At 43.4% G+C, this 26,525-nt stretch carries 24 protein-coding genes; 11 read left to right on the forward strand and 13 right to left on the reverse strand.

Translation table 11 applies throughout. From position 1 onward, the window contains the following. Positions 1-60: 60 nt before the first annotated feature. Positions 61-915 carry an SPFH domain-containing protein gene (locus tag ACQY73_RS18665; RefSeq protein ID WP_428653646.1) on the reverse strand — a complete coding sequence of 285 codons (855 nt, stop codon included), beginning with the start codon at positions 913-915 and terminating at the stop codon, positions 61-63. 251 nt (positions 916-1,166) lie between these two features. On the opposite strand from ACQY73_RS18665, the gene lysS reads away from it, so the two are divergent. Continuing rightward, the gene (gene lysS / locus ACQY73_RS18670; protein ID WP_428653648.1) at positions 1,167-2,876 is read left to right on the forward strand and encodes a lysine--tRNA ligase; all 1,710 of its coding nucleotides are present in this window, start codon (positions 1,167-1,169) and stop codon (positions 2,874-2,876) included. 42 nt (positions 2,877-2,918) lie between these two features. Further along, the gene (locus ACQY73_RS18675) at positions 2,919-3,950 is read left to right on the forward strand and encodes a 2Fe-2S iron-sulfur cluster-binding protein (RefSeq protein WP_428653650.1); all 1,032 of its coding nucleotides are present in this window, start codon (positions 2,919-2,921) and stop codon (positions 3,948-3,950) included. A gap of 7 nt (positions 3,951-3,957) precedes the next feature. Here the strand turns inward: ACQY73_RS18675 and ACQY73_RS18680 are convergent, their stop codons facing one another. After that, on the reverse strand, positions 3,958-5,118 hold the full coding sequence (locus ACQY73_RS18680) for a cysteine desulfurase family protein (RefSeq protein WP_428653652.1): 1,161 nt from the start codon (positions 5,116-5,118) through the stop codon (positions 3,958-3,960). 200 nt (positions 5,119-5,318) lie between these two features. On the opposite strand from ACQY73_RS18680, the gene ACQY73_RS18685 reads away from it, so the two are divergent. Continuing rightward, entirely contained in the window at positions 5,319-6,278 is a 960-nt protein-coding gene (locus tag ACQY73_RS18685) for a YheT family hydrolase (RefSeq protein WP_428653655.1), read from the forward strand. Positions 6,279-6,320: 42 nt separating this feature from the next. On the opposite strand, the gene ACQY73_RS18690 is transcribed toward ACQY73_RS18685, so the two are convergent. After that, the gene (locus ACQY73_RS18690; protein ID WP_428653657.1) at positions 6,321-6,578 is read right to left on the reverse strand and encodes a hypothetical protein; all 258 of its coding nucleotides are present in this window, start codon (positions 6,576-6,578) and stop codon (positions 6,321-6,323) included. A gap of 41 nt (positions 6,579-6,619) precedes the next feature. Beyond that, positions 6,620-7,144 carry an NADPH-dependent FMN reductase gene (locus ACQY73_RS18695; RefSeq protein ID WP_428653659.1) on the reverse strand — a complete coding sequence of 175 codons (525 nt, stop codon included), beginning with the start codon at positions 7,142-7,144 and terminating at the stop codon, positions 6,620-6,622. Positions 7,145-7,411: 267 nt separating this feature from the next. On the opposite strand from ACQY73_RS18695, the gene ACQY73_RS18700 reads away from it, so the two are divergent. Together ACQY73_RS18700 and ACQY73_RS18705 are read left to right on the forward strand one after the other, a co-directional pair. Beyond that, complete coding sequence (locus ACQY73_RS18700; protein WP_428653661.1) at positions 7,412-7,942, forward strand: RNA polymerase sigma factor; 531 nt, start codon at positions 7,412-7,414, stop codon at positions 7,940-7,942. 38 nt (positions 7,943-7,980) lie between these two features. Continuing rightward, a complete protein-coding gene (locus tag ACQY73_RS18705; protein WP_428653663.1) occupies positions 7,981-9,573 on the forward strand; it encodes a hypothetical protein in 1,593 nt (530 codons plus the stop codon). Positions 9,574-10,204: 631 nt separating this feature from the next. Here ACQY73_RS18705 and atpC read toward each other — a convergent pair. From atpC to ACQY73_RS18720, 3 genes are all read right to left on the reverse strand, one after another. Next, on the reverse strand, positions 10,205-10,444 hold the full coding sequence (gene atpC, locus ACQY73_RS18710) for an ATP synthase F1 subunit epsilon (RefSeq protein ID WP_428653665.1): 240 nt from the start codon (positions 10,442-10,444) through the stop codon (positions 10,205-10,207). An 18-nt stretch (positions 10,445-10,462) separates the two neighbouring features. Beyond that, complete coding sequence (gene atpD, locus ACQY73_RS18715; RefSeq protein ID WP_428653667.1) at positions 10,463-11,983, reverse strand: F0F1 ATP synthase subunit beta; 1,521 nt, start codon at positions 11,981-11,983, stop codon at positions 10,463-10,465. Positions 11,984-12,237: 254 nt separating this feature from the next. Beyond that, the gene (locus ACQY73_RS18720; protein ID WP_428653669.1) at positions 12,238-13,464 is read right to left on the reverse strand and encodes a sensor histidine kinase; all 1,227 of its coding nucleotides are present in this window, start codon (positions 13,462-13,464) and stop codon (positions 12,238-12,240) included. Positions 13,465-13,867: 403 nt separating this feature from the next. Here ACQY73_RS18720 and hemA point away from each other — a divergent pair, with 403 nt between their 5' ends. Then, on the forward strand, positions 13,868-15,142 hold the full coding sequence (gene hemA / locus ACQY73_RS18725) for a glutamyl-tRNA reductase (protein WP_428653673.1): 1,275 nt from the start codon (positions 13,868-13,870) through the stop codon (positions 15,140-15,142). 7 nt (positions 15,143-15,149) lie between these two features. On the opposite strand, the gene ACQY73_RS18730 is transcribed toward hemA, so the two are convergent. Then, positions 15,150-16,280: a P1 family peptidase gene (locus ACQY73_RS18730; protein WP_428653675.1), complete on the reverse strand. Its 1,131-nt coding sequence runs from the start codon at positions 16,278-16,280 to the stop codon at positions 15,150-15,152. 237 nt (positions 16,281-16,517) lie between these two features. Between ACQY73_RS18730 and ACQY73_RS18735 the strand changes: the two genes are divergently transcribed. Continuing rightward, positions 16,518-18,098 carry a hypothetical protein gene (locus ACQY73_RS18735; protein WP_428653677.1) on the forward strand — a complete coding sequence of 527 codons (1,581 nt, stop codon included), beginning with the start codon at positions 16,518-16,520 and terminating at the stop codon, positions 18,096-18,098. A gap of 122 nt (positions 18,099-18,220) precedes the next feature. On the opposite strand, the gene ACQY73_RS18740 is transcribed toward ACQY73_RS18735, so the two are convergent. Then, complete coding sequence (locus ACQY73_RS18740) at positions 18,221-20,245, reverse strand: plastocyanin/azurin family copper-binding protein (protein WP_428653680.1); 2,025 nt, start codon at positions 20,243-20,245, stop codon at positions 18,221-18,223. Positions 20,246-20,357: 112 nt separating this feature from the next. Then, positions 20,358-21,287, reverse strand: coding sequence for a malate dehydrogenase (mdh, locus tag ACQY73_RS18745; RefSeq protein WP_428653682.1), 930 nt, complete (start codon positions 21,285-21,287; stop codon positions 20,358-20,360). A 419-nt stretch (positions 21,288-21,706) separates the two neighbouring features. Between mdh and ACQY73_RS18750 the strand changes: the two genes are divergently transcribed. Both ACQY73_RS18750 and ACQY73_RS18755 read left to right on the forward strand, forming a co-directional pair. Beyond that, complete coding sequence (locus ACQY73_RS18750; RefSeq protein WP_428653684.1) at positions 21,707-22,336, forward strand: hypothetical protein; 630 nt, start codon at positions 21,707-21,709, stop codon at positions 22,334-22,336. Between the two features lie 77 nt (positions 22,337-22,413). After that, entirely contained in the window at positions 22,414-23,586 is a 1,173-nt protein-coding gene (locus ACQY73_RS18755; RefSeq protein ID WP_428653686.1) for a glutathionylspermidine synthase family protein, read from the forward strand. A gap of 23 nt (positions 23,587-23,609) precedes the next feature. On the opposite strand, the gene ACQY73_RS18760 is transcribed toward ACQY73_RS18755, so the two are convergent. Further along, a complete protein-coding gene (locus ACQY73_RS18760; RefSeq protein ID WP_428653688.1) occupies positions 23,610-24,290 on the reverse strand; it encodes an ABC transporter ATP-binding protein in 681 nt (226 codons plus the stop codon). A 44-nt stretch (positions 24,291-24,334) separates the two neighbouring features. Here ACQY73_RS18760 and ACQY73_RS18765 point away from each other — a divergent pair, with 44 nt between their 5' ends. Together ACQY73_RS18765 and ACQY73_RS18770 are read left to right on the forward strand one after the other, a co-directional pair. Then, positions 24,335-24,532, forward strand: a complete 198-nt coding sequence (locus ACQY73_RS18765; RefSeq protein ID WP_428653691.1) for a hypothetical protein — start codon at positions 24,335-24,337, stop codon at positions 24,530-24,532. After that, entirely contained in the window at positions 24,529-24,795 is a 267-nt protein-coding gene (locus tag ACQY73_RS18770; RefSeq protein WP_428653693.1) for a type II toxin-antitoxin system RelE family toxin, read from the forward strand. The genes ACQY73_RS18765 and ACQY73_RS18770 overlap by 4 nt, the downstream gene beginning before the upstream one ends. A gap of 12 nt (positions 24,796-24,807) precedes the next feature. Here the strand turns inward: ACQY73_RS18770 and ACQY73_RS18775 are convergent, their stop codons facing one another. Together ACQY73_RS18775 and ACQY73_RS18780 are read right to left on the reverse strand one after the other, a co-directional pair. Then, positions 24,808-26,064, reverse strand: a complete 1,257-nt coding sequence (locus ACQY73_RS18775) for an ABC transporter permease (RefSeq protein ID WP_428653695.1) — start codon at positions 26,062-26,064, stop codon at positions 24,808-24,810. Further along, on the reverse strand, positions 26,061-26,498 hold the full coding sequence (locus tag ACQY73_RS18780; protein WP_428653697.1) for a hypothetical protein: 438 nt from the start codon (positions 26,496-26,498) through the stop codon (positions 26,061-26,063). The genes ACQY73_RS18775 and ACQY73_RS18780 overlap by 4 nt, the downstream gene beginning before the upstream one ends. Positions 26,499-26,525: the final 27 nt, after the last annotated feature.

The following is a 26,525-nucleotide window of genomic DNA, read 5'->3' on the forward strand; positions in this document are numbered from 1 at the left end:
GGAATGTTCAGACATTGATCCGTCTAAACATTCCCAAAAGTAAAAATTTAAGCGAAGTCATTAGTTATACAAAGTACCCGCATTTATAACAGGGCTTACGGATTTTTCACCACACAGCACCACCAGCAAATTGCTGACCATTGCGGCTTTACGCTCTTCGTCAAGGTGCACGATTCCCTTTTCAGAGAGTTTTGCCAACGCCATTTCCACCATTCCAACCGCACCATCTACAATTTGCTTACGAGCAGCTACCACGGCTGATGCCTGTTGACGTTGAAGCATAGCCCCTGCAATTTCGGGCGAATAGGCCAAGTGGCTGATGCGTGCTTCATGGATAGCCACACCTGCCCGAACTAAGCGCTCGGTCAATTCGTGTTCGAGCATTTCATTGATCTTTCCTGAACCGTCACGCAAGGTAATAGTGGCATCTTCATCTTCTATTGTATCATAACAATACATTCCTGCCAACTTTCGTATAGCAGCCTCTGACTGGATTTCGACGAATTTTTGGTAATTATCCACTTCAAACGAAGCTTGGGCGGTATCATTGACGTGCCACACCACAACGGCGGCAATTTCGATAGGATTCCCCATTTTGTCGTTTACTTTCAACTTTTGTCCGTTGAGGTTACGCGCCCGCAAACTGATCTTACGGCGACGATACAGCGGATTGACCCAGCGCAATCCATTCTCTCTGATGGTGCCGACGTATTCGCCAAAAAAGGTAGCAACAGCGGCTTCGTTGGGGTTGATTACTGTCAGTCCCATCGACAGAACTGTTCCGGCAAAGAATAAAATACCGGCCAATAAGCCTGCATTAGAAGCGGCAGCCACAATTATTCCAAAAATCCACAGGACCAGCCCTCCGGCAATAAATGTATAACCTGAGGTAGAGGTAAGTTCTTTTTCTTTCATGAGAAATATGATATTAAAATGATATCACAATACTATCTATTTTTAATTAAACAGTTTTCATGACAATGATAAAAGGTTGAATTAATTTATGAATGGCTAAACCAAACATCATTTACTCAATTTCAGGAAGAAAGCACTCAAAATCAATTGGAAGAGTCGGTAAAAACACAGATTAACCGTTATTTTTTTTAATTTTGCGCCCTCATAATAAGTCAAAAGCGGGATTGAACAACCGCAAACTGTCGAATACAATGCTAAGCGAACAAGAACTATTGCGCCGCCAAAAGCGCGAAGAATTGATGAAACTGGGGATAGACCCCTACCCTGCCGAAGCCTTTGACGTAAACGTCACCGCAGCCGACATCCATAAAAACTACGAAAATGATAAGCTAAATTATAAAAACATCTCCATTGCCGGCCGTTTAATGAGCTTCCGTATCATGGGAAGCGCCTCGTTCGTGGAGTTGCAGGACAGCACCGGACGTATTCAGTTATACTTCCGTCGCGATGACCTTTGTCCGGACGAAGACAAAACGCTTTATAATACTGTTTTCAAAAAACTCCTCGATATCGGTGACATTATCGGCGTCAAAGGGTTTGTGTTTACGACACAAACCAACGAGGTCTCAATTCACGTACAGGAATTTAAGATCCTGAACAAATCGCTGAAGCCGCTACCCGTTGTCAAAGAAGCTGATGGCAAAACCTATGATGGCTTTACTGATCCCGAACTGCGCTATCGTCAGCGGTATGTGGATCTGATCGTAAATCCGCACGTCAAAGACATTTTCATCAAGCGCGCCAAAATCATCAGCACCATGCGCCGTATTTTTGATGACAAAGGTTGGCTGGAAGTTGAAACGCCTATTTTGCAGCCTATTCACGGCGGTGCCACGGCTCGGCCTTTCAAAACGCACCACAATACGCTTGATATGCCTTTGTATATGCGTATTGCCAACGAATTGTACCTCAAACGCCTCATTGTAGGTGGTTTTGACGGAGTGTACGAGTTCGGAAAAATGTTCCGCAACGAAGGAATGGACCGCACGCACAACCCTGAATACACAGCGCTGGAATTCTATGTGGCGTATAAAGATTATAATTGGATGATGGGCATTACCGAAGAGATTCTGGAAAAAGTAGCCTTGGCGGTAAACGGTCAAACCAAAGTGCAATCATGGGGCAATGAAATTGAATTCGCCGGGCCATACGAGCGATTAAGCATTTTTGAAGCCATCGAAAAATACACAGGCGTTAACGTTGAAGGAAAAACAGAGGCGGAATTGATCGCACATTGTAAAGAATGGGGCATCGAAACTAACAACACGATGGGCGTGGCAAAGTTGATCGATGAAATTTTTGGTGCGAAGGTCGAAGCCAATCTGATTCAACCAACATTCATCATTGATTATCCCGTTGAAATGTCGCCGTTGACCAAAAAACACCGCAGCAAACCCGGTTTGGTAGAACGTTTTGAATTATTTATCAACGGAAAAGAAGTTGCCAATGCTTATTCGGAATTGAATGATCCAATTGACCAACGTGAACGTTTTGAAGAGCAACTTCGTCTTTCCGAACGCGGCGACGAGGAAGCGATGGCAATGGACGAAGATTTCATTCGCTCGTTGGAATACGGAATGCCGACTACGTCGGGAATTGGAATCGGTATTGATCGCCTCACGATGATGATGAACGATCAAACCAGCATTCAGGAAGTATTGTTCTTCCCGCAAATGCGCCCCGAAAAGAAAGTGGAAATGGCCTCTGAAAATGATTACATGCAACAGGGCGTTCCGACCATTTGGATTCCGGCCTTGCAGAAAATGGGCTTTTTGACCATCGAAGCGCTCAAAGCCGCCAACCCCAATAAGATATTCAATGATTTGGGCGGACTGCGCAAAAAGCTGAAAATTGAGGCTCCCATGCCTAAAAAAGAAGACGTAGAAAGCTGGATAAAATAAACAGACCATCAGGCGAGGCAACCCCTCGCCTTCTTTCTGACCATGGAACTGACCACTCGCACCTTGCGTATTGCGCAAATCATTCCCGAAACTTTCGATACAAAAACGTTTGTCTTACAACCCGTTGATGATGCCCCTTTTGAGTATCAGGCAGGGCAGTTTCTGACGTTACTTTTTGAGGAATACGGCCATGAGGTCAGGCGCTCGTTTTCTTTTTCAACCGCTCCGGGCAGTGATAAACTACCGGCTATTACCATTAAACGTGTAGCCAACGGCCTGATTTCGAGACGTTTACTTGATTATGCTAAAGAAGGTGACGTGCTTACTTCTTTAGAACCGTCGGGGCGTTTTGTTATTCCTGCTCAAGCAGTGCCTCGTCATGTGTTTTTGATTGGCGCAGGTAGTGGCATTACACCCCTTTTTTCTTTGTTAAAACAACTTCTTTACGCTGAATCACAAACATACATTACACTTCTTTACAGCAACAGAACCATTGAATCGACCATTTTTTACGAGCAACTTCAGAAATTGCAAAAAGCGTATCCTGAACGCCTGAAAGTAGTTTTTTTCTGGGGAAATGCTAAAAATCTACGCCAAGCGCGGCTTAATAATTCTTTGTTGGAGGAGATCGTCAGGCAGCATTTGATCTCATCTAAAGACGATGCGTTATTTTATACCTGCGGGCCGCTGCATTTTATGCTTATGGTGCAAATTACGCTTCTCACGATGGGTTTTGACAAAGAAAACATTCACCGTGAATTTTATACGGTCGACACTAAACCTCCTACTCCAAAACAGTACGAACCGCAGTCTGTTACATTGGAATTCAAAGGAGTATCTACAATTGTTGAAGTGTCTAACAATTTAACGATTCTGGATGCAGGCGTAAAAGCAGGCTTGCCGTTGCCCTACAATTGCCGCTCAGGTCAATGCGGCTCCTGCATTGCCCAATGCTCAAAAGGAGTGGTTGAAATGGAATACAATGAAATCCTGACCGACGAAGAAGTAACCCTCGGCCGAGTGCTGACATGTATGGCACATCCGCTTACAAGTGACGTGCGCGTAACGTGGTAATTAATTATTACACTGTCACCGTTTTATACATCTCAACGACCGTATTAACGGCATAATCAATATCTGCTTCGGTATTGTATTTACCAAATGAGAAACGCACATTTCCACGATCAGGAGATACACCGAGCGCTCCCAAAACGTGCGAGCCAACTTCCGAGCCACTAGAACAGGCACTTCCACCGGAGGCTGAAATTTTGGCAATATCCAAATTGAAAAGCAACATATCGCTGATGTCAGAAGGCGGAAGGCTGACGTTCAGAACGGTATAGTTACTACGCTCCAGGTTTTCACAATCGCCGTTGAAACGAACATCATCCATTTTTTCTTTGAAGCCTGCAATCATGCGTTTTTTCAAAATTTCGATGTGTGTGCGATGGCTGTCCATGTCACGATACGCGATTTCCAAGGCTTTCCCCAATCCCACAATTCCGTATACATTTTCTGTTCCGCCACGCATATTACGTTCCTGCGCTCCGCCGTGAATGTAAGGATGAATTTTGGCATCACCACTGACGTACAAAAAGCCTACACCTTTGGGGCCATTAAATTTATGAGCAGCACCTACGATAAAATGCGTTTTGAGTTGTTTCAGATCATGACGCAAATGCCCGACGGTTTGTACAGTATCACTGTGAAAAATAGCGTTGTATTGCACGCACAGATCGCCCACAACATTTAGATCCAGTAAATTACCGATTTCATTATTACCATGCATCAATGATACCAGCGACCGAGGATTGGTGCGAAGCAATTCTTCCAAATGATTCAAATCTACGTGGCCTTTTTCGTCAATATTGACAAGGCTTAGTTTAATTTTCCCTGCTTTAGCCAAATATTCCAAGGTATGAAGTACGGCATGATGCTCCAATGGCGAAGTAATGGCGTGCGTAAGTCCGTAATTCTCAATGCTGCACGTAATGGCTGTATTATCGGCTTCTGTACCACCCGATGTAAAAAATATCTGCGCCGGAGAGGTATTTAATAGATTCGCAACTGTTTTGCGCGCTTGTTCAATGGCCGATTTGACCACGCGCCCGTGTCCGTGAATAGACGACGGATTGCCGTACTGCTCGGTCATCCAAGGCAGCATCGCTTCAATTACTTCGGGAGAGATACGAGTGGTGGCGGCATTGTCCAAATAAACGCGGTCAGCTACGGAGCGAATCATGGGAGTGTTTTTAGTAGTTGTTGAAGTGTTTTTAGGCACCAAAAATTTATTAACTGCAAAAATACACTGAAAGTTCTACTCTATCAACCTATCGAGTCGACGGAGTAGTCAATTTTCAGAAATAATTCCAAAGAATGTTTGGTAGAAATTTTGGCGATTTTTAGAAAATTACCGTCAATTTTGTAAGAAAATACAATTGTATGCCTGTCATTCGTCAATCAACGTATCCCGGTTCACCTCGTTATCTGTTCAATGGGCATTTGCAAACCATTGTTCCCAGTGTTTTTCGAAAGATCGAAGGCGTAGACTATGAACGCGAACGATTCATGCTTTCAGACGGTGATTTTGTAGACGTTGATTGGCTCGATTCAAGCAGCAAAAAATTGGTCGTTTTGACACACGGTTTAGAAGGTGATTCGGGACGCCATTATATTAAAGGTACTGCCAAATTATTTGCCCAAAACGGTTGGGATGTATTGGCTTGGAATTGTCGTTCGTGCAGCGGTGAAATGAATAGAGCATTTCGGCTATATAATCACGGCGAGATCGGCGACATAAGCGAACTAATCAACCACGCGCTTCGTACAAAGCACTACGAAAAAGTGGTATTGGTAGGTTACAGCATGGGTGGCAATATTTCTTTAAAGTACGCAGGAGTAAAGGGCCGAGAACTTCCTGATGCTGTGCAGGGAGTAGTTGCTTTTTCCGCTCCAACAAACTTGAAAACAAGCGCACAACTGCTTGATCTACCCAAAAACCGGCTTTATCGAGACCGATTTATGAAAAAGCTGACAAAGAAGATAACTGCAAAATCTGAATTATACCCGGGAAAGTTGGATCTGGCCAAATTGAAAAACGTTAAAGTATGGAAGGATTTTGATGACTTCTTTTCCGCCCCCGTCAATGGGTACCGCGATGCAGAGGACTTTTACGAACAGGCATCGGCCGTTAATTTCATTAAAGAAGTAAAAATACCCGCATTGATCTGTAATGCCCAAAACGACCCCATTTTAAATGAGGATTGCGCCCCAAAGGAATTAGCCGAAAAACATCCGCTGATTTTTGTAGAAACTCCGAAAACGGGCGGACACGTGGGTTTTTTAGTCAAAAATGACGAGTTTACCTGGTCTGAGCGGCGAGCTTTAGACTTCTTGAAATAAATTGAAATGCCCTCGAAACTAAAAACTTCGAGGGCATTTTGGTTAAGCCAAGTGCTTTTTGAGAATATTTTCAATCATATCCCCACTTACGTAGATCGGCTTGTCGGTAATGGTTAGTTTGAGTTTGTTACCTTCTACCAGGTAATTACCCTTTACTTTGCTGATTCCGGCAGGAAGCGAAAACGAACCTGCGGCGTTGTCACCGTTCATAGTGCCATTTCCTGATTCAATAGCCTTCTTTGCTTTTGCTAAAATTGTTTCTGCGGTTCCTTCAAACGGAATATCAAAATGATGTGCCATACCTTTAATCGTTTAATAAATGGACCTGTTTGGTCGCCAAGTTAAAAATTTACCAGCAATTCTGCCTGCTCCCGAATAAGTTGATTGATAAGATTGTCTTGAATTACGCCTTCAATAAAGTTTTTCTTCATAAACGGTATCTTTACCCGTTGGGCTAAAATATTCAATCCCAAGTAATGAAATACATCTATCAGGTGACTCAATGCCAACGCCGAACCCTGTACGCCATCTGATATTCCTACCAATGCTGCTTTTTTGTGTTTCAGTTCACTTGGGTATCCCAGACCGTCAATAAAAACTTTTAACGCACCGGGATACGAACCATTGTATTCGGGAACAATAAAAACGAATTTTTCCGAGTCCCTCATCAACTTACGGTACACATTAAAAACTTCATTTTTGCCGTTATTTTCGTACAAAGCCGTTCTTATAAAATCGTCGGGGAGCTCCGCAATGTCCAATAGTTGGCTTTCGGCGTGTAATTCGGTAAGTAACTTTTGGTAAAACAAAGCCACTTGTTTTGATTTTGAGTTTCGCCGATTGGTACCGACTACAATTGTGATCATTCCTGATAAAGAATAGTTATTATCTCAAATAACTAAAAACCAACGCTAAATTGTTCAAAAAAACACAAATCATCTTTTATTCCTCCAAATTCGGCTTCCTCAATGGCTCGTTTTTCTTGTCATAATGTGTTCCAAACGATATAACTCGCCGCTAAAATCCTCGAAAATCAGGAATCTATTGACTGACGATGGTGTTGATTATAAACTTTTTTGAGCTTATTCCAACCTTTTTTGGCTTGCCCGCGTCATTTGAACATACCGGCATACATGAAAGATGAACGAACGTTAGTAGAAGGGTGTCGAAATAAAGACCGCATTGCCCAGCGAACGCTCTATGAGCGTTTTGCGGGGAGGATGTTTGCCGTTTGTCAACGCTATACGCGCAGCCGTTTTGAGGCTGAAGATGTTCTTCAGGAAGCGTTTATCAAGGTTTTTTCCCAAATACATACGTTCAGAAATGATTGCCCGTTGGAAGCGTGGATCAAACGAGTGGTAATCAATACCGCCATTTCGTATCTGCGTAAAGAGAAGGCTTATTTGGATCAGGCAGATATTGAGAATCACACCGAAGCAGTTGCAGAAAGCGAAACAGCCCTGTCAGGAATTCAGTATCAGCAATTATTAGCGTTGGTTCGTGAATTGCCGCCGGGCTGCCAGTCGGTCTTTAATTTGTACGCAATAGAAGGCTATCAGCACAATGAGATCGCCGAAATGCTGGGAATTTCAGAAGGCACCTCCAAATCGCAATACGCGCGGGCCAAACAGTTATTACAGGCAAAGATGTTGGAAAGTTTTTAAGTGGTTTCAGTCAGGAAAGAGGTTTTAGTTAGGAAAGAATGGATACGTCGGAACAAAATAATTTTGAGGATAATTGGCGCAAAGCGTTTGACGACGCTTCTGACACGCCCCCCGATTCGGTGTGGGCGCGGATAGAGGAGCGTTTGGACGATGAGGAGAATGAGCGCGTCGTTGTTTTGCCGTTGTGGCGCCGGTGGCAGGGAATGCATTGGGTAGCTGCGGCAGGTGTGGCGTTGTTGGCTATTTCGTTAGGAGGTTGGTGGTTGAGCCAAAATTCCGGCTCAGGCTCACTACACGGTAATTTAGCTCATAATCAATCAAAAATACTAATCCAAAAAACGGAGAAAACTGCAACATTGCCCGGAAAAAAATCAGAACCGAAAGTCGCTACTTCTCCACAAATCAATCAATCAAGCAGCGAGAGTGAGGAAAAGGAAGTTGAAAAAATTGATTTAAATCCGCTGGAAATCTCTAAAGAAAAAACCATCGCACAAATTCAAACTAACAATTCAAAAACTAAATCAAGAGATAAGGCAACAAACGTGACTGTTCCATCAAACCCCCAAAAAGGATTTGGGATAAAAGAAAGCAATGAGGTTACTCAAATACATACTGCCAAAACTCCCGGCTCATTGATTTCCGAGAAATCAAATTCAGTATTGAAAGAAAGTGTTCAATCAACTACTGTAAATACTGATCCATTAACTATATCCACACCAACTCTTGCTTCGGCATCATCATTAGAAATTAATTCGCTGGATGGTAAAAATCTCCGCAGTCTGTTGGGCTTATCCAAAAAACAACCTTGGGTAGCCTATCAGGCACCGGAAAATGAGGTACCGGCATCCAAAAAAGCATCGACTAAAGAGTATTGGGCTTCGGTAGGCATCATGCCTGCCAGCTACAATGCGGGCGTCGCTATTGGCGGCAGCACAGCGGGACGGGCATTTGCCAGTGCGGGTCAAAATGCATTGGCAAATACTTCCAATTCCACCAATGCCGGCACGAATCGTTCGGCTCTTTCCTATGCGGTACAATGGCAGGGAGGTTTGCAACTGAACCAACGTTGGTCGATTGAAACGGGTGTTAATTATTTGCAGGGGAACTCCGTTTTTGAAGGCACAAACGGCTTTAATGTCTATACTAACAGTTATGTCAATAATCTCGAAGCAGCTGTCAACTTGAGTAATAACATGACAAAGCAGTATGATTTTGTCAGTGCAGGTGCTGACAAATCACAGATTCAGTCGTTTGCTACTGATCAAAATATTTCAAATTCTTACCAATATTTACAGGTACCTGTACAGGCGGGTTTCGCATTGTTGAAACCCAAACGGAAGCTTTCCCTTTGGTTACTGGGTGGAATCATTAATAATATTTTCTTAAGAAACAGTTTTGATTCCGGACAGCAACGCATTGTTTCTGTCAGCGGTGCCGATAATCCTTACAAAACACTTTCATTATCGGCAGGTACAGGAATGCGCGTCCAATACAAAATGAGCAAACGCTGGACAACCTTGGTTTCAGGCAACTACCAACACTCTTTAGGCTCCAACACCCGCTCTAATGCGCTCTTCGAAGCCAAACCTCAATTATTCGGTATTGGCGCCGGACTACGTTACGGGTTCTAATTTTAATTCTACAAAGGTTGCGCCTCTCCGAGGCTCTTGGGATTTGTCTGCTTGGTCGCCAATTTCTACAAAGGTTGCGCCTCTCCGAGGCTCTTGGGATTTGTCTGCTTGGTCGCCAATTTCTACAAAGGTTGCGCCTCTCCGAGGCTCTTGGGATTTGTCTGCTTGGTCGCCAATTTCTACAAAGGTTGCGCCTCTCCGAGGCTCTTGGGATTTGTCTGCTTGGTCGCCAATTTCTACAAAGGTGTGCCTCTCTGAGGCTTTTGGGTTTATCAATCAATTTTTACAAATACATATTGCATAGCAACAATCAAGCCTCGGAGAGGCGCAACCTTTGTAGAATTAAGAAGACACGAATAACAAAAAAAGCTTCGAAGAAGCGCAACCTGTGTAGAATTAAGAAGACACGAATAACAAAAAAGCTTCGGAGAAGCGCAACCTGTGTAGAATTAAGAAGACACGAATAACAAAAAAAGCTTCGAAGAAGCGCAACCTGTGTAGAATTAAGAAGACACGAATAACAAAAAAGCTTCGGAGAAGCGCAACCTTTGTAGAATTGAGGAAGCACGAACAAAAATAAAAGCGCGAAGCCTTGTGAGCTCCGCGCTTTTATTTCATATTGAAAAACTCCTTACAGAATAGATTCTGCCAGTACCAATACTCGATTATTGAGTACTTCCACTACGCCGCCATCTACCAAAAAGGTCTCTTTATGAGCGCCTTCTACAATGATGTCTCCTTTTCCAAGAGTACTTACAAGCGCAGCGTGGTTGTTCAACACCTGAAACTGTCCTTCCGTACCCGGGAAAGTGACGGCAGAAACTTCACCGGAGAATATTTTTTTATCGGGAGTGATGATCTCTAAATTCATATCGGAAATTCGATTTAATTATCTGCCCGCAGCTTCTTTCAACAAACGCTCTCCTTTTTCGATCGCATCTTCGATGGTTCCCACAAGGTTGAAAGCAGATTCAGGCAAGTGGTCAAACTCACCGTCCATGATTTGGTTAAAACCTTTGATGGTATCATTGATGTCAACCAAAACGCCTTTCAAACCCGTAAATGCTTCCGCTACGAAGAATGGTTGTGATAAGAAACGTTGTACACGACGAGCGCGGTTTACCGTCAACTTATCTTCTTCCGACAATTCTTCCATACCCAAGATGGCAATAATATCCTGCAATTCTTTGTAACGTTGCAGGATTTGTTTTACACGCTGAGCACAGTCATAATGCGCATCTCCAAGGTTTTCAGCACTAAGGATACGGCTTGAAGAATCAAGTGGATCCACGGCAGGATAAATACCCAACTCAGCGATTTTACGGCTTAATACGGTCGTAGCGTCCAAGTGGGCAAACGTTGTAGCAGGAGCAGGGTCAGTCAAGTCATCGGCAGGTACGTAGACGGCCTGTACCGAAGTGATAGAACCACGTTTTGTAGATGTAATACGCTCTTGCATCGCACCCATTTCGGTAGCGAGTGTAGGCTGGTAACCTACGGCTGATGGCATACGACCTAAAAGGGCCGATACCTCAGAACCTGCCTGTGTAAAACGGAAGATATTATCAATAAAGAAAAGGATATCACGACCTTGGCCTGTACCGTCTCCATCACGGAAATATTCAGCAATCGTCAAACCTGACAATGCCACACGAGCACGTGCGCCCGGAGGTTCGTTCATCTGACCAAACACGAAAGTAGCCTGTGAATTTTTGAGTTCTTCATAATCTACTTTCGACAAGTCCCAACCGCCTTCTTCCATGCTGTGTTTGAACGCATCGCCGTATTTGATGATCCCTGCTTCGATCATTTCACGCATCAGGTCATTTCCTTCACGAGTACGCTCGCCTACGCCGGCAAATACCGAAAGACCGGCATATGCTTTGGCAATATTGTTGATCAACTCTTGAATCAATACGGTCTTACCTACGCCGGCACCACCAAACAAACCGATTTTACCACCTTTTACGTAAGGAGCCAAAAGGTCAATTACTTTAATACCGGTAAAGAGAACTTCAGTAGCAGTGGCCAGATCTTCGAATTTTGGAGCAGAACGGTGAATGGATAAGCCGTTTACTTTGCTTACCTGCTTCATTCCATCGATGGCATCGCCTACTACGTTAAACAGACGACCTTTGATGTCTTCACCGATGGGCATTGTGATGGGGCTTCCCAAGTCAAATACGTCCATCCCGCGCTGAATTCCTTCAGTACCTTCCATTGCGATGGTGCGCACGCGGTCTTCACCGAGGTGTTGCTGACATTCCAGAATTACCTTCTGTCCGTTGGGCTTGGTTAGTTCCAAAGCGTCAAGGATAGATGGTAGGCGTTTGCCTTCCCCCTCAAAACTCACGTCCACAACTGGGCCAATCACCTGCGTTACTTTGCCTATGTTTGTTGTGTTTGCCATTGTATATGTTATAGTGTTATTCGTTAGTAGTTATTCGTTAACAGTAGTAAGTTAGTTGTATCAATTAGGCTTACCTGATTGCTGTTGACTATTAACTGTTTAAGTTTCAGGCCGCAAAATTAGTCGTTTGTTTTATTAAAGCCAAAACACTTGACGGGTATTTTGGATATTTTCTATATAAATGCCATTATTTTTCAATAAACCTTGTGCAAAAACGAGTTTTACAAAATTCAGCTTGCCCAAAAAACGCCAGATCAATCAACGCCCGATGGCATTGCTTTTACTTCAACGGGCAGTTGTTTCAGAACGATTCTGAAGGTAGTGCCTTTGCCAACTTCCGAATTTTTAACAAATAGCTTTCCTCCGTGGTATTCTTCAATAATTCGCTTGGCCAGCGTTAGACCCAAGCCCCAACCGCGTTTTTTGGTACTTATGCCCGGTTTAAATACTTTTTGCCAGTTTCCTCTTGAGATGCCTTTGCCGGTATCTGTAATATCAATGGCAAGTTCATGTTTGTTGAGCATAAATATTCTAACCTTCAGAGCACCTACACCTGTCATGGCATCTACGGCATTTTTGGAAATATTTTCAATTACCCATTCAAAAAGGTTACGATTAATGTTCATTTGACGTTCTTCCGGTAGGTCATTCACAAACGTGACCTTTACTTTGGTTGAAATTCGCCGTTTAAGGTAATCTAAAAAGGTGGAAACCACTTCTGCCAAATTTTCATTTTTCATGGCCGGGGTCGAACCGATGCTGGAAAAACGCGTTGTGATCATTTCCAGACGCTTTACATCTTTCTCGATCTCGCCGGTATATTCATCGGGGTAGCGGTCGGGATCTGTTCGGAAAAATTCTACCCAACCCATCAACGAAGCAATGGGCGTTCCCAGTTGATGTGCGGTTTCTTTTGCCAATCCTACCCAAACCCGATTTTGTTCGGCCGTCCGGGAAGCGCTGAAAACCAAATAAGCAAGAAACGCCAAAACGATCAAACTCAAAAGTTGTACATAAGGATAATACCTCATCTGTACCAAAAGAGAAGAATCACTAAAAAAAATGTATTGCTTGGTTCCTGCTACATCCACCTCAATGGGAGGATGTTCATCCTTCATTTCATCAAAGGCTTCGTTAAGCAATTTTTGCTTTTCTGATGGGTTGTGGGTGGGCAAGTCAAGGTTTGTTCCGTCAATAGGCACATTGTCTTCACCTACCCAAATGGTTGGAATACGGCTTTGAAAGATATTGTCTTTCACCACTTCAAACAAAAAAGTGTTGTCTTCAGCAATCGGGTGATTGGCTGAATATTCGATCAATTGGGCATATAACTTCAATTGTCTCTTTTCGCGGGCATCTATATTTTCAACAATGTTGTAGGTATAGATAATGGACGCGATGCCGATCAGAGCCAGGTTTATTCCGATAAAAATTTGATAGAGATTTTTTTGACCGTAAATGTCTATTGCCGGAAGCTTCATAGGATTGATTACTAGCAAAGGTGTTTTGAAAAATACGTTGAAAATGGTTGTAAACTCCTCATTTTACCAAAGAAAGATCACAAATCGTGTTTATATCTGCCACTACGCAGCTAATCTTTCAGGAAGTACGTACGTACAATTAAACGATAGGTTGAAATTAAAAGTACAGACTATCGTTTGATTAACCAAAGCCTTATGAACACGCTCCTATTCTCTGAAAAATATGATTTTAATCATATAATAAGCTTTCAAAGGTCATCTTAGGTGTTCTGAAGTATAGGCATATTGCGTTGGAATAAAACCCTGTAATTTATATTAATTCTAAATTACTTTATAGGCGCATTTTAATTCCATGAAATAGGTTTTTGAAATAACTTTGTGGACTTTTTGTTAGGCAAGTGACATGGAATCATTACAGTTTAGAAGTATAGGCATTTCGTATAAAACCGCTCCGCTGGAAATCCGGGAGCAAATTGCATTAAACGAAGAAGAAGCGAAAGCTTTAATGCTGAAAGTGCAGGAATTTTTTGGAGGATCTGACATTTTAGTGGTTTCAACCTGCAACCGCACTGAAATTTATTATAACGCGCCTCAGGATTTCAACTTGGCTATTGCCAAGTTACTTCTCATTGAAAAAGGCTTAATCAATACCGAAGCGTATCTTTCCTATTTTACGCATTATCCCACTCAGGAATCTGCCTCACGTCATTTATTTGAAGTAGCGACGGGTTTGCACTCTCAAGTGGTGGGCGATATGCAAATCCCTAATCAAGTCAAACACGCGTATCAGTGGTCGGTTGATTTGGGCATGGCAGGTCCATTTCTGCACCGTTTGTTACACACTATTTTCTTTGCCAATAAACGTGTTGCGCAGGAAACTTCTTTCCGCGACGGTGCCGCTTCTACCTCTTACGTAGCAGTGGAACTGATTGACCACGTAACTACTCTGAAAGAAAACCTTTCGATCTTGGTATTGGGGGTTGGAGAAATAGGAACCGACGTGTGCCGTAATCTTAAAGAAAAGAAATACACCAATATAAAGGTTATCAATCGTACCTATGCCAAAGCTGAGGCATTAGCCCTCGAATTGGGCTTTGAAGTAGGTAGTTTCGAAAATGTAGAAGAAGAAATTCGCAAAGCAGATGTTATTATTTCTTCTATTCAACGAGATGAGCCTTTCATTACAAAAGACCTTCTTCGAAAAAAATCGCTCTATTCGTTCAAATACCTGATTGACTTATCGGTACCGCGTAGCGTAGCGGCAGATGCCGAACAGGTTCCCGGCGTGATCGTCTATAACATTGACAATATTCAGCAGCGCGCCAACGAAGCACTTAGCCGTCGTTTGGCTTCTGTGCCGCATGTTGAATCAATCATTACACAGGCATTGGAAGAATTTGGTGATTGGTCGAAAGAGATGGTTGTCTCTCCCACCATCCAAAAACTGAAAAATGCGCTGGAGCAGATTCGTCAGGAAGAATTAGCTCGTTATATGAAATCAATGAATGCGGAAGAAGCGGCAAAAATTGACAAGATCACTTCAGGCATGATGCAGAAAATCCTTAAACTGCCTGTTTTGCAACTTAAAGCAGCCTGTAAGCGCGGAGAAGCCGAAACGCTTATTGACGTACTGAATGACCTGTTCAATCTGGAGCAACAACAGCCTGAGCGCAAATAATCGCCCCCTATTTTATTTTTCCGTACTTTTTAAGGATTTCGACCACTTTCGGCACCGGAAGTGATTCTATCGTGTGGCCCTGATAGCCCTTGGTTGTTTTTGCCATAAATAACGAATTAAGAATCGCTTCTTCGGTCGCTTCGATCACTGCCAAAAACAACGGTGAAGTATCGTCATTGCGAAGCAGTTTTTGTTCTTCAAAGGGAGATTTAGATTCGTGCGGAATCGTATAAGCCGTTGAAAACGCAATCACGTAATCTCCGCTTCCATTGGCCATAATGCCTCCTGTTTTACCAAGTCCGACGAGCGCTCTTTTGGCCAATCGTTTCAGGTTTCGGGCATCCAAAGGTGCGTCGGTTGCCACTACGATCATGCATGAGCCATCGCCCGATTTATCTAATGTTTCTTTAAAAGAATACTTACCTAAATCAACTCCCACAGGTGCGCCAGCTACTTCCAACACTCCGCCAAAATTAGTTTGAACCAAAACGCCTACCGTATATCCACCCAATGCAGCAGGGAGTTTTCGTGAAGATGTACCAATGCCGCCTTTCCATCCAAAGCATACCGTTCCGGTACCTGCACCTACGTTTCCTTCTTCCACACTTCCTGAAGTTGCTGATTGTAATGCTTTTACAATATCATTCTGCTTGACGTGTCTTCCTCGAATATCATTTAAATAGCTATCATTGGTTTCTCCCACAATCGGGTTGACTGAGCGTACATTTTCATTTCCTTTTTGAAGCAACGTCCAATCAACCAAAGCTGCCGCCGCGGTTGAAACATTCAACGTATTCGTTAATACGATAGGAGTTTCCAAATTTCCCAGTTCGGCAACTTGGCTATAGCCGGCCAGTTTTCCAAAACCATTGCCCAATTCAATTGCTGCGGGCACTTTTTGTTGAAATACATTACCTTCGTGGGGCAAAACAGCGGTCACTCCTGTTCGGATACTGTCGGCATTTACAAGTGTTGTCTGACCTACTTTTACGCCCCTGACATCCGTAATGGCATTTAATTTACCCGTTGGCAATACGCCTATTTTCACTCCCAATTCGCGCAACCGTTTGTTCTGAGCAAAAGAAGAAAACTGAACTCCAATCAACAACAGTATCACCGGTCCAATACAATGTCTCATTTCTTTACGCTGTTTATTTAGAAAAAGGTCTTATCTGTTAAATATCGAGTATTTAGAATAAGAAGCCTAAGAAGATCGCATGATTTTAAAATCGTTCTTAAAATTATACAATTAATCACCGTCATTTTTAAATTCACGCTTAGATTAATGCAGAAATAAAGCAATTTTTTAGGGTGGCGTAAAATCAAAGGCTTAATTTTGCGTTTAATTAAATCAGATGAGAATTTAGCTGCTATTATGAAATACTCAGTTCATTTCCTTGTCCTGCTGTTTCTTTTCTCTAACACATTACTCCGAGCACAGGACAATCGTTCCAATTTTCAAATCGAAATCCCAACCGAACCTAACTGGAATTGGGTATCGGAAGGAAGTCGTTTAGAATTTAAGTTAAAGACGTCGGGAGGCAAAGGTGACTCCACGACGTTTATCATCATGCAAGGCAAAATTGAAGGAATGCTCTTTGATTCAACCGGGCGCTTTGAATGGGTTCCTTCCTACGATTTGGCCGACCGCACCAATACCCAGAAATCCATTCAGGTTATTTTTGAAGCACGCAACAATCAAAACGAAACCACTACGCGCTCGGTGGAGTTAAAGGTTTTTCACGTCAACCGCCCGCCGCGAGTCGAAGATCTAAAACCTTTCTATGTACAAAATCGCACGCAGAATGTCTATAAAATAGATGCAAATGCCCTTAAAGATGACGACAGCGATCCATTGGTCATTATTCCCGTTACTGAGACTTTACCGGAAGGAGCAAAACTTACTTCAGCGGGAGAGTTAACATGGCAACCTTCGCTTACGCAATTTAACAACCTGAAAGCCAATCCTATTTTTGTGGATTTCTTTGTGGAAGATCAACCCGGCAAAGCGCGCGCCAAAGGACGACTCAAAATAGAAGCGACTCAGATGGATTTGCCGCCAAGCATTATCCAAGTTCCGAAGGGGGATTATTTTAAGTCGAAGGAAAATTCTACCATTAACCTTAAGTTCTTCTTATCTGATCCTAACGGCGACGATGATATTGCGGCTTTCGATCTGGTAACAGACAATCCCGAAGTTCCCGGCAGTACATTGGTACGCAATACTCCCAATCAATACGAATTCATTTGGACGCCTAATTACGATTTTGTCAAAGATCCTTATGATTCGTTATCGTTTCAGATCACGTTTTTCGTCATTGATAAAGAGCAAAATCGGGATGAGCGTAAAGTTAGGTTCACGATTCTTAACGCCATCAATGAAGCTGAAAAAGACCGTCAATACTATGACCTGTACCGAGCGGCATTGGTAGAAGCCTGGAACTTGGTAACGCAACTCAGTGAAAAAGAGCAGGAATTGAAAAAATCGTATCTGAAAGCAAAGAAAGGAAAAAAAAACCGCTCCATGCTCAATGCAGGATTGGGAGCCACCACAGGGCTTTCACCGGCTATTATCAAAGAGGCGCAAACCAAATCCATTGTATCGGCCGTGGGTGGTACCACCATTGTGACCATTGGGGCGTTAGAAGCTGCCGAAGTCATTGGAAAGCCTCTGCGCGATCTGTTGGATCGGTATAATTATGTACTGGAGAAAAAAATTGAGATCCAGAACAAAGGCGACGTTTTTGCCCGGGAATACGCTCTCAAAGCCGCTCGCCGTCAAGTTGATTATGCCAGAAAACGAGACGAATTCAAAGCAGCGCTTTCCATAAAAGGACTGGTTACACTTGACTTGGATGCGGGTTGGGAAAATAAAAAAGAAGCCACCGATAAGGCCATCGGCCGCGCATTCAAGGATTTTACTCCTTTAGAGGTGCAGAATCGTACACGTCAATAAAATCTTCCTTTCGGTAACTAAAAACGTCAGCTAAGATTACTTAACTGACGTTTTTAGTTAATTCTTCTATCACACGTCAGTCGGGTTACCGTTTCTTCCGAAACCCAACAGACGGTTGCACTTTATTTCGTCACCTTCAATTTACCCTGCATCAATGTATGATGCCCCGGAAACGTACATAAGAAAGTATAGTCGCCCGGTTCATTAGGAGCTACGAAGTAAATCGCTTCGCTTGTTTCGGGTTGCAGGATATTTGTATGAAAAATAACGCCGGTTGACTTCGGAACATATTGCATATCAGAGCCTTTCAACCCTAATTTGATAGCGGCTTCTCCTACAGGATTAGCCATGCCCGGCTTTACGATCACGCAATTGTGAAGCATATCGTCGTTGTTATTAAACACCCATTTTATTTTACTGCCTGCTTTTACCTGTACCTGCGTTACATCAAATTTCAACCCCGGTACTGTACCGAGTGTTACTACTTGATCCGGGCCATTTGTCCAGTCGGCAGGTTGATCAACATTCCGTTTGGCGGTGCTAGGCGTTTTTGATGTGGATGCACTTGGTGAGACGGCAGGCATGGTATGACCACTATGAGCCGTTGCGATTTCTGCTGCGGGTTTTTGTACATTGGCAGTCCACTGAGACGCCGGAATCTTATCACCATCTGCTATTTCGTTCAGAGTATAGTAACCCACGTTATGCAATAATGGCAAACCCGCTGCCGAACGAATTCCTTCAGCTTTGATCTCATGGATATAACCTAATTTTAAACTATCCAACACAACTCTGGCTTTCATTCCGTTTTCCGACACAATAATGTGACGCACGGCCCGCTCAGAAGCATTGATAATAGGGCTTCCGTATATGTGGTGGTATTTATAGGTAAATGAATTGAATTGATAGGAGGCAGGATCTTGAGCTGTTTTTTTATTAACAGGCAACGTAAATTCTACCTCAAAACCGTCCGGCATAGAACGTACCGTTTTCATTTCAAAAGGCGTTTGACCTGTCCATACCAATCGCTGAACTCCAAAAGGGTCTTTGCCCGTAGCAGACCAACCGCGACTGGTTTGACCGACAAACATCGAACCGTCCAATCCCCAAACCATGCGCAAAATACCCGATTGAAATCCTTCACGGAAAGGAAAGCAAATCCCCTGCCAACGGCCTTTTACTTTTTCGAGCATTACCCGCATGATCTTACTGTGCCCTTGGTCGCCCACAAACAACTGCCCTTCAAAAGGCCCGAAAGCGCCTTTTGTTAAGTCTTCGGCAATGTCTGATGTAGAAATTCCCATTAACGTATGCGGAAACCACACCGCAGGCACTTTCAATCCCGGTACCCGTTTAGCTACTTCGTACAAAGGTTCTCCCGTATCCGGAATATCGGACGGTTTTAATTTAACCGGTGATTCCGGTTGTTGACTCCAAACAAGTCCTTCAGCGTTACCGGCAAAGTCTCCCGGTTCCAAATGAGTCATGCGGCCGGAGCCTACCCAGTCGCCTTGGTTTTCGGTATAAAATATGTCTCCACTTTTCAGTGCAAGATACCCTGCCGGCGAGCGCAGACCCGTTGCGATGGGTTTCATGTTGGCTTTATCGTCGAATTTCAGCAACCAACCGCGCCATTTTGCCAAGCTCGCACCGTGGCCGATCCAACCCAGATTGAGCGTAACAAGCAAATCTCCGTTAGGAGCCAAAACAGGCCCGTATGAATATTCGTGGTAATTGCCCGACAAAGGCCATTTGTAAAACGACTCGTATACATCCGCTACACCATCTCCGTCTGAATCCACCAAATGCGTAATTTCTCCACGCTGTGAAAGTAAAAAGGAGCCGTCAGGACGATATAGAAGTCCCAGTGGTTCATGCAAGCCGTGTGCAAATCGCTTATACGTTGGTTGTCCGGAACCTTTAAGGTAAGGATTATTGATCATCCATACTTCACCTCGGCGGGTAGATGCCGCCAAGCGCCCATCGGGCAATACCGACAAGCCGCCTATTTCGAGTTGAATATTTTCGGGAACAGGAAGTGTAACGATTCGATAATAATCTTCTTCGGTCATGGGGCGGCTTTGCGCTTGTCCCACGAATGAGGAAGTGAACGACAAAAGGAGTGAATATAAGATGATTTTTTTCATGAACAGCAACCTTATTTTTTAGTAATAAAGACCACTTAACCCTGTTTTTACCCAAAAGAAAAGCGAGGTACATCAGGCACCCCGCTTTCTTTTGCTATTTGTATAACGCCAATTATATGGTCGAAAGTACATTATTCATAGTACGAACGGCATCCGCTGATTTAGCAAATGTTGCTTTTTCAGACTCGCTCAAACGCAGGCTAACGATTTTTTCCCAACCGCCGGCACCGATCACTACAGGTACGCCCAAGCAAATGTCTTTTTGGCCGTATTCTCCATTAAGAAATACTGAACAAGGGAAAATGCGTTTTTGGTCGCGCACGATGCTTTCTACCAATGTCGCTACGGCTGCACCCGGTGCATACCAAGCTGAAGTACCGATCATTTTGGTTAATGTGGCGCCGCCTACCATTGTATCAGCAGCTACCTGTTGCAGTTTTTCTTCGGATAAGAAACGACTTACCGGAATACCGTTATAAGTAGCCAGACGAGTCAACGGAATCATGGTTGTGTCACCGTGTCCACCAATTACCATTCCGTGAAGGTCGTTAGGAGAGACATTCATGGCCAGCGACAAATACGTTTTGAAACGTGCGCTGTCCAAAATACCACCCATTCCGATGATGCGTTTTTTAGGTAATCCCAATTCTTTAAATGCCAAATAGGTCATGGTATCCATTGGATTGGAAACAATGATAATGATGGCTTTAGGAGAGTATTTCAAAATATTTTCGGCCACTCCTTTTACAATACCTGCGTTGATACCGATAAGGTCTTCGCGCGTCATGCCCGGCTTACGGGGAATTCCTGAAGTAATTACAACTACTTCCGAACCTTTGGTTTTTTCGTAGTCGTTGGTCGAACCGGTGATTTTAGTATCAAATCCGTTCAAAGTAGCTGTTTGAAACATATCCAAAGCTTTTCCTTCCGATAAGCCTTCTTTGATGTCGAGCAATACCACTTCCTGAGCCAACTGACGGCGAGCGATGTTGTCAGCGCAGGTTGCGCCTACTGCTCCTGCTCCTACTACGGTAATTTTCATTGGGATTATGAATTTATTAGTGAATTAACGTTTTTTTAAAACCAGGCGTAAAGATAGGGTGAAAACCTTTTAAAGCTACTCTCAACGGTATTTTTAATGCTAAAAATGGTAAGGAAAGGCTATTTATTCGTTTTTGCCTATCTGATTATTAATAATCATTTCTTTTGAACGATTTTCTCCGAACATGCACAGGAATGGTTGGTAATGGTTATGCGTCCGACGGGCAGGACACCCCGTTCAAACCGTCACATGCATAGCGACAACTACCGTTCATCCACTGTTTACAAGAGCGTCTTTCCTGAAAAAGACTGCTCATCCGATTTCGGTTGCAGGCCTTTAAATCAATGCCTTATCTTTGTTCTCCCTTTTCAGCCACGAAACACTAACTTTACATTGATTATCACCCAATCTTTTCAAACATGACACCTAAACGCAAAGGAGCGGTCGTTAAGACTGTCAAAGAAATTACAATCGGCGCTGCCCTGACGGTGGCATTATTAAACGGAGGCATGATGCTTCAAAGTTGCAGCAGTTCATCCGACGACAACGACCAACAGGAAACGCCTTACAAAGGACGCCCGGTAAAAACATATATTACAGAATTAAAGCCGGGAGAATTTAAAATTACGGACGAGGTAGCCGTCAACAGCGATGCGGAAGCGGGCGCCATTGTGCGTTATTACGACGGGCGGCGCGATACATTGACCGTCAACGAGGCGAAAAATCTGGTTAAAACCGATTCCACAACCCGCGAGTATTATAGCAACCCTAATCATTATCATTCGCATCATCACCACAGCAGTTCTTTGTCAAATGCATTGCTTTGGGGAGGAATGGGCTATATGTTGGGACGGAACAACAATTCTCAATTTTATAATGAAGGTCGTGAGCGCGGTTATAGTTCAGGAGCCTATGCCAATTCTGCTGTTTATCAGCGTTCAGCAGGGATTCACGAAAGTTATCATAGCCATCGCAAAAGCGTAGCGGCACGTCCAAGTCGCAGTCGCAGTGGATTTTTCAGCCGCAGCGGACGGAGTTTTGGCGGGTAGTTTTTTTACGCAGAGAGGCATGAGGGGCAAAGTCGCAAAGCAATTTCTCCTTCGGCAAATTTACAATTGATATACAAATGATAAATACACGATATTTAAATAATAGTCCTGAAGCTCAATTACGCAATGTTGGCTGGGATTGGATGCTGGGAGCAGATACATTGCCTTATCTGACCAATGAAGTCGTTACCGTTAAATCGTATGAGGCCGAAGCATATTACAATGCCGCCAATGAGCTGTACGAAATTTACGCAGAGGCCGCTCAACACGCGATTGATCGTAATCTTTGGAAAGAAATGGGTATTCCCGAAAGCCTTATTGAATTGATCAAAATTTCTTGGGAAGACGACCGCCATTGGCATATCTATGGGCGCTTTGACTTAGCCGGTGGCGTGAGCAGAGAACCCATCAAACTTATTGAGTTCAACGCTGATACCGCTACGTGTATTCCTGAAACGGCCGTAGTTCAATGGGCGCACCTCAAGGCCAACACTATGGATGAAAGCAAGCAGTTCAACAACGTTTACGAAGCGTTGAAAGCGCAGTTTGCCGAATTACGTCGCCGCAATATGCACCTTGCGCCCACGCTGTTGTTTTCGACCATGCGCGACGCCCCTGAAGATGACACCAACGTGGCGGTACTGGGTGAAGCTGCACGCGAGGCGGGTTTTGATGTGGAATTCAGCTACATGGATGAAGTCGAATTTACTCCAACGGAAGGCATTTTCAAGCAAAATCCCCGAAACGGTCAATTTGAGCAATTTGATTTCTGGTTTAAATTAGTACCGTGGGAATACATCGGCTACGAAGAACCCGAATTGGCCGAGTTGCTGACAAGCATCGTTAAAAACGGCAAAGCAATGATCATCAATCCTGCCTATACATTGCTGTTTCAATCGAAATACATTCTGAAATTACTGTGGGACTTATATCCAAATCACCCGTTGTTATTGCCAACCACTTCGCAGCCTCTTTCCAATAAAATAAGTGTGGAAAAAGTGCTCTTTGGCCGGGAAGGTGCCAATGTGCGTATTCTGGAAACCAATGGCACCGTGATCACCGCCGCTGATGGTGACTATGGTGATTACGAAAAAGTATACCAGGAATACGTAGAATTCCCGCGTGATGCGTTAGGCCAACGCTATCAGGCAGGCGTATTTTGGGCCGGCGACGCCTGCGGTTTAGGTTACCGCCGAGGTGGGAAAATCATTGACAATACTGCACAGTTTGTGGGACATTTGGTGGAATAATAAACTGAAAATCATGCATTTACTTACCATCCGCTCACAATTTTTCCATCTGACATTTCAATGATTCTGTCACCGCCTTTGGCGAAGTCGGGATCGTGGGTGACGGTGATAATGGTTTGGTGGTTTTCGTGAGAAATTTTGCGAAAAATATCAAACACTAAATTCGAATTTGCTTTGTCGAGGTTGCCCGTCGGCTCGTCTCCCATAATGATGGTGGGGTCGTTAATAAGCGCACGGGCGATGGCTACACGCTGTTGTTGTCCACCTGACAGCTTCGACGATTGTTTACGGGCGTACTCTTCCATATTGACCAGCTTTAATTTTTCGTAGGCACGTGCTTCAATTTCTTTGGTGCTGTATTTTCCCAATTTCTGCGCAGGCAACATCACGTTTTGCAATACCGTAAACTCAGGCAATAAAAAGTGAAACTGAAATACAAACCCCAAATGTTCATTGCGAAAATCAGCCAAGCGATCTTGACTCAGTCCTGTGAGGCGACTGCCGTTTACTTCTAAGTTGCCTTCATAGTCGGTGTCCATGGTGGAGAGAATATAGAGTAAGGTGGATTTACCGCAGCCGGATTTGCCGATAATAGATAAGAACTCTCCCTTTTTTACCTCAAAATTTACGTTTTGCAACACCTGAAACTTTTCAGGCTCGTAGAAGTATTTGTTGATATGGCCGGCTTGAAGAACAGTACTCATAGTTAGTGTTTAACTTTTGATTATTTTTGCAAAAACAGATACGTATGACAGCGGCACTCTTCGAAAGTGAATCAAAAAATGATTTGAAAATTCTTATGGAACTTGCCAAAAAATTAGGCATCCGCGCTCGTTATTTGAGTTCTAAAGAATTTGAGGAGCATGTTATTGCTCACAATATTTCTGAAGGAATGAAATCCTCCAACGTAAGCCGTGATGAAATCATGAAAGCACTGGGTAAATGACCGTTGAATTTAAAGCAAGTTTTCTGAAACAACTTCAAAAGCTGAAGGATAAAGCTTTACAGGATTCCATCTATAAGGTTATTATCTCTGTGGAAAATGCTGAAACCATAGAGGACATTCCCAAAATCAAAAAATTGACGGGCTATACCACGTATTATCGCGTTCGGGTCGGTGATTATCGTATCGGTTTAAATGTTGTTGACAATACCGTATACTTTGTAACATTTGACCATCGAAAAGATATTTATAAATACTTTCCGTAATCATTACGCTATTTAGCCTCTTAATATCGCTACGGGATCAATTTTAGCAGCTTTTTTGGAAGGAAAATAGCCCGCCAACACCGTGGTAATCAACCCAAAGGCCAACCCCATCACATAATATTCGGCTCGAAAAATGACGGGAAATGTTTTGAGACTGATCATATCGCCGGTATTAAAGGGAGTTATGGATAAAAGATAACTGATACCAAATCCTATTCCCAAACCCAACAATCCTCCCGCCAAGCCAATGATGATGGCCTGCAATAAAAACACCGCCACTACATCTTTCCCGCCGAAACCGGTCGCTTTCAGAATAGCAATGTCTTTGAGTTTATTGATAACGTTCATGTTCATGATATTATAGATCCCAAATCCGGCCACTACCAATAGCGTCATCGAGACCACAAACGTCATTACGTTACGGATTTTTTCACCCGCTAAAATAGCCTGATTGGCCGTAGACCAATCTTCGGTATAAGTATTAAATTGTTTGCTCAGCGATTTGCCAAAAGTAATGGCCTGCAACGGATCATTCATTTTGATATGAATGTCGGTGATGTAGCTCGCATCTTTGCCCAATATCTCCTGAACCGTACTGATGCTTGTGTAACAACGGATATTATCGACCGTACCAATCCCAAAGCCGAAAGTACCGACTACTCTTAACGTAAGATTCCCGCCGAGCGGTGTGGTTACGCTGACTTTGTCGCCTACACCTACGTTCAGTTTACGAGCCAGAGTAGCTCCAACGACAATGCCGTTGGGATTGGCCAAAAGCGATTTGAAACTGCCCGTTTTTATCCTGTTGTCAAGGTTATAAAGGCGATTTTCACGCGGGTAATCAATACCCGCAATCACCCCTGAAATCTGAATGGGACCGTTATTAAAAAAAGCCTGAGAACTCACTTCGGGCGATACACCTAATACGCCGGGCATTTGCTCAATCATATTGACCATTTGAAGGCCGTTCTTAATGCGGGCCAACTGTTGTTTTGGCTTTTGGTGATAAACGATATTTATATGGCCGTTTTTTTTATCGGCGGCATCAAGAATGCTTTCGCGTTGGGTATTAACTTCGTTGTAGATACGAACGTGCGGGCTGGCATCCAATGCAGAGTCTTCCAAAAATTGGTTAACACCCTGCATAAAACTTATCATCACGATAAACATCGCTATTCCAAACGTGACACCCAACATGGCTACCAACGTTTGGCGTTTTTTGGCTAAAAGGTGGGTTTTAGCGATTTGGAAAGACAGATTCAGGTTCATAGTATCTCAAATTTTCCATTGCATCTTTCTTCCCGAAACTCTTCTACCCCGATCAGTAAATACCCACGTTCTTTGGCAATGATTTCCATGCCTTCAATGATGATTCTGTAATCGTTGTAAGTCACAATGTCTTTCTCTTTTTGACGATAATGGGTTTTTTCCAAAATATCAAGTCGGTCTTTATAAGCATCTTCGATTCCTTCCCACAAGCCTCTGTCGATCAGTGGATGAATCCATTTTACCAAATCGGGACGTCCAAAACCTGCGATGTTGACCGTTGTTTTTAAAAAATAATTCAGGGCTTTTGCAGCCCACCCAACAGATGATGTCGGTTTTTTAATGATCATTTCAAGGACAGTTTTTTTGTGCCAATCTTCAAACTCATGTTTGGTGATTGGCTGTTCTCCGTCGAATATTTGAGTATAGTCAGGCATTGAAATTTTAGTTTATCATGCTGAAAT

It is taken from the genome of Runella sp. (assembly GCF_965279615.1).
Classification (GTDB): domain Bacteria; phylum Bacteroidota; class Bacteroidia; order Cytophagales; family Spirosomataceae; genus Runella.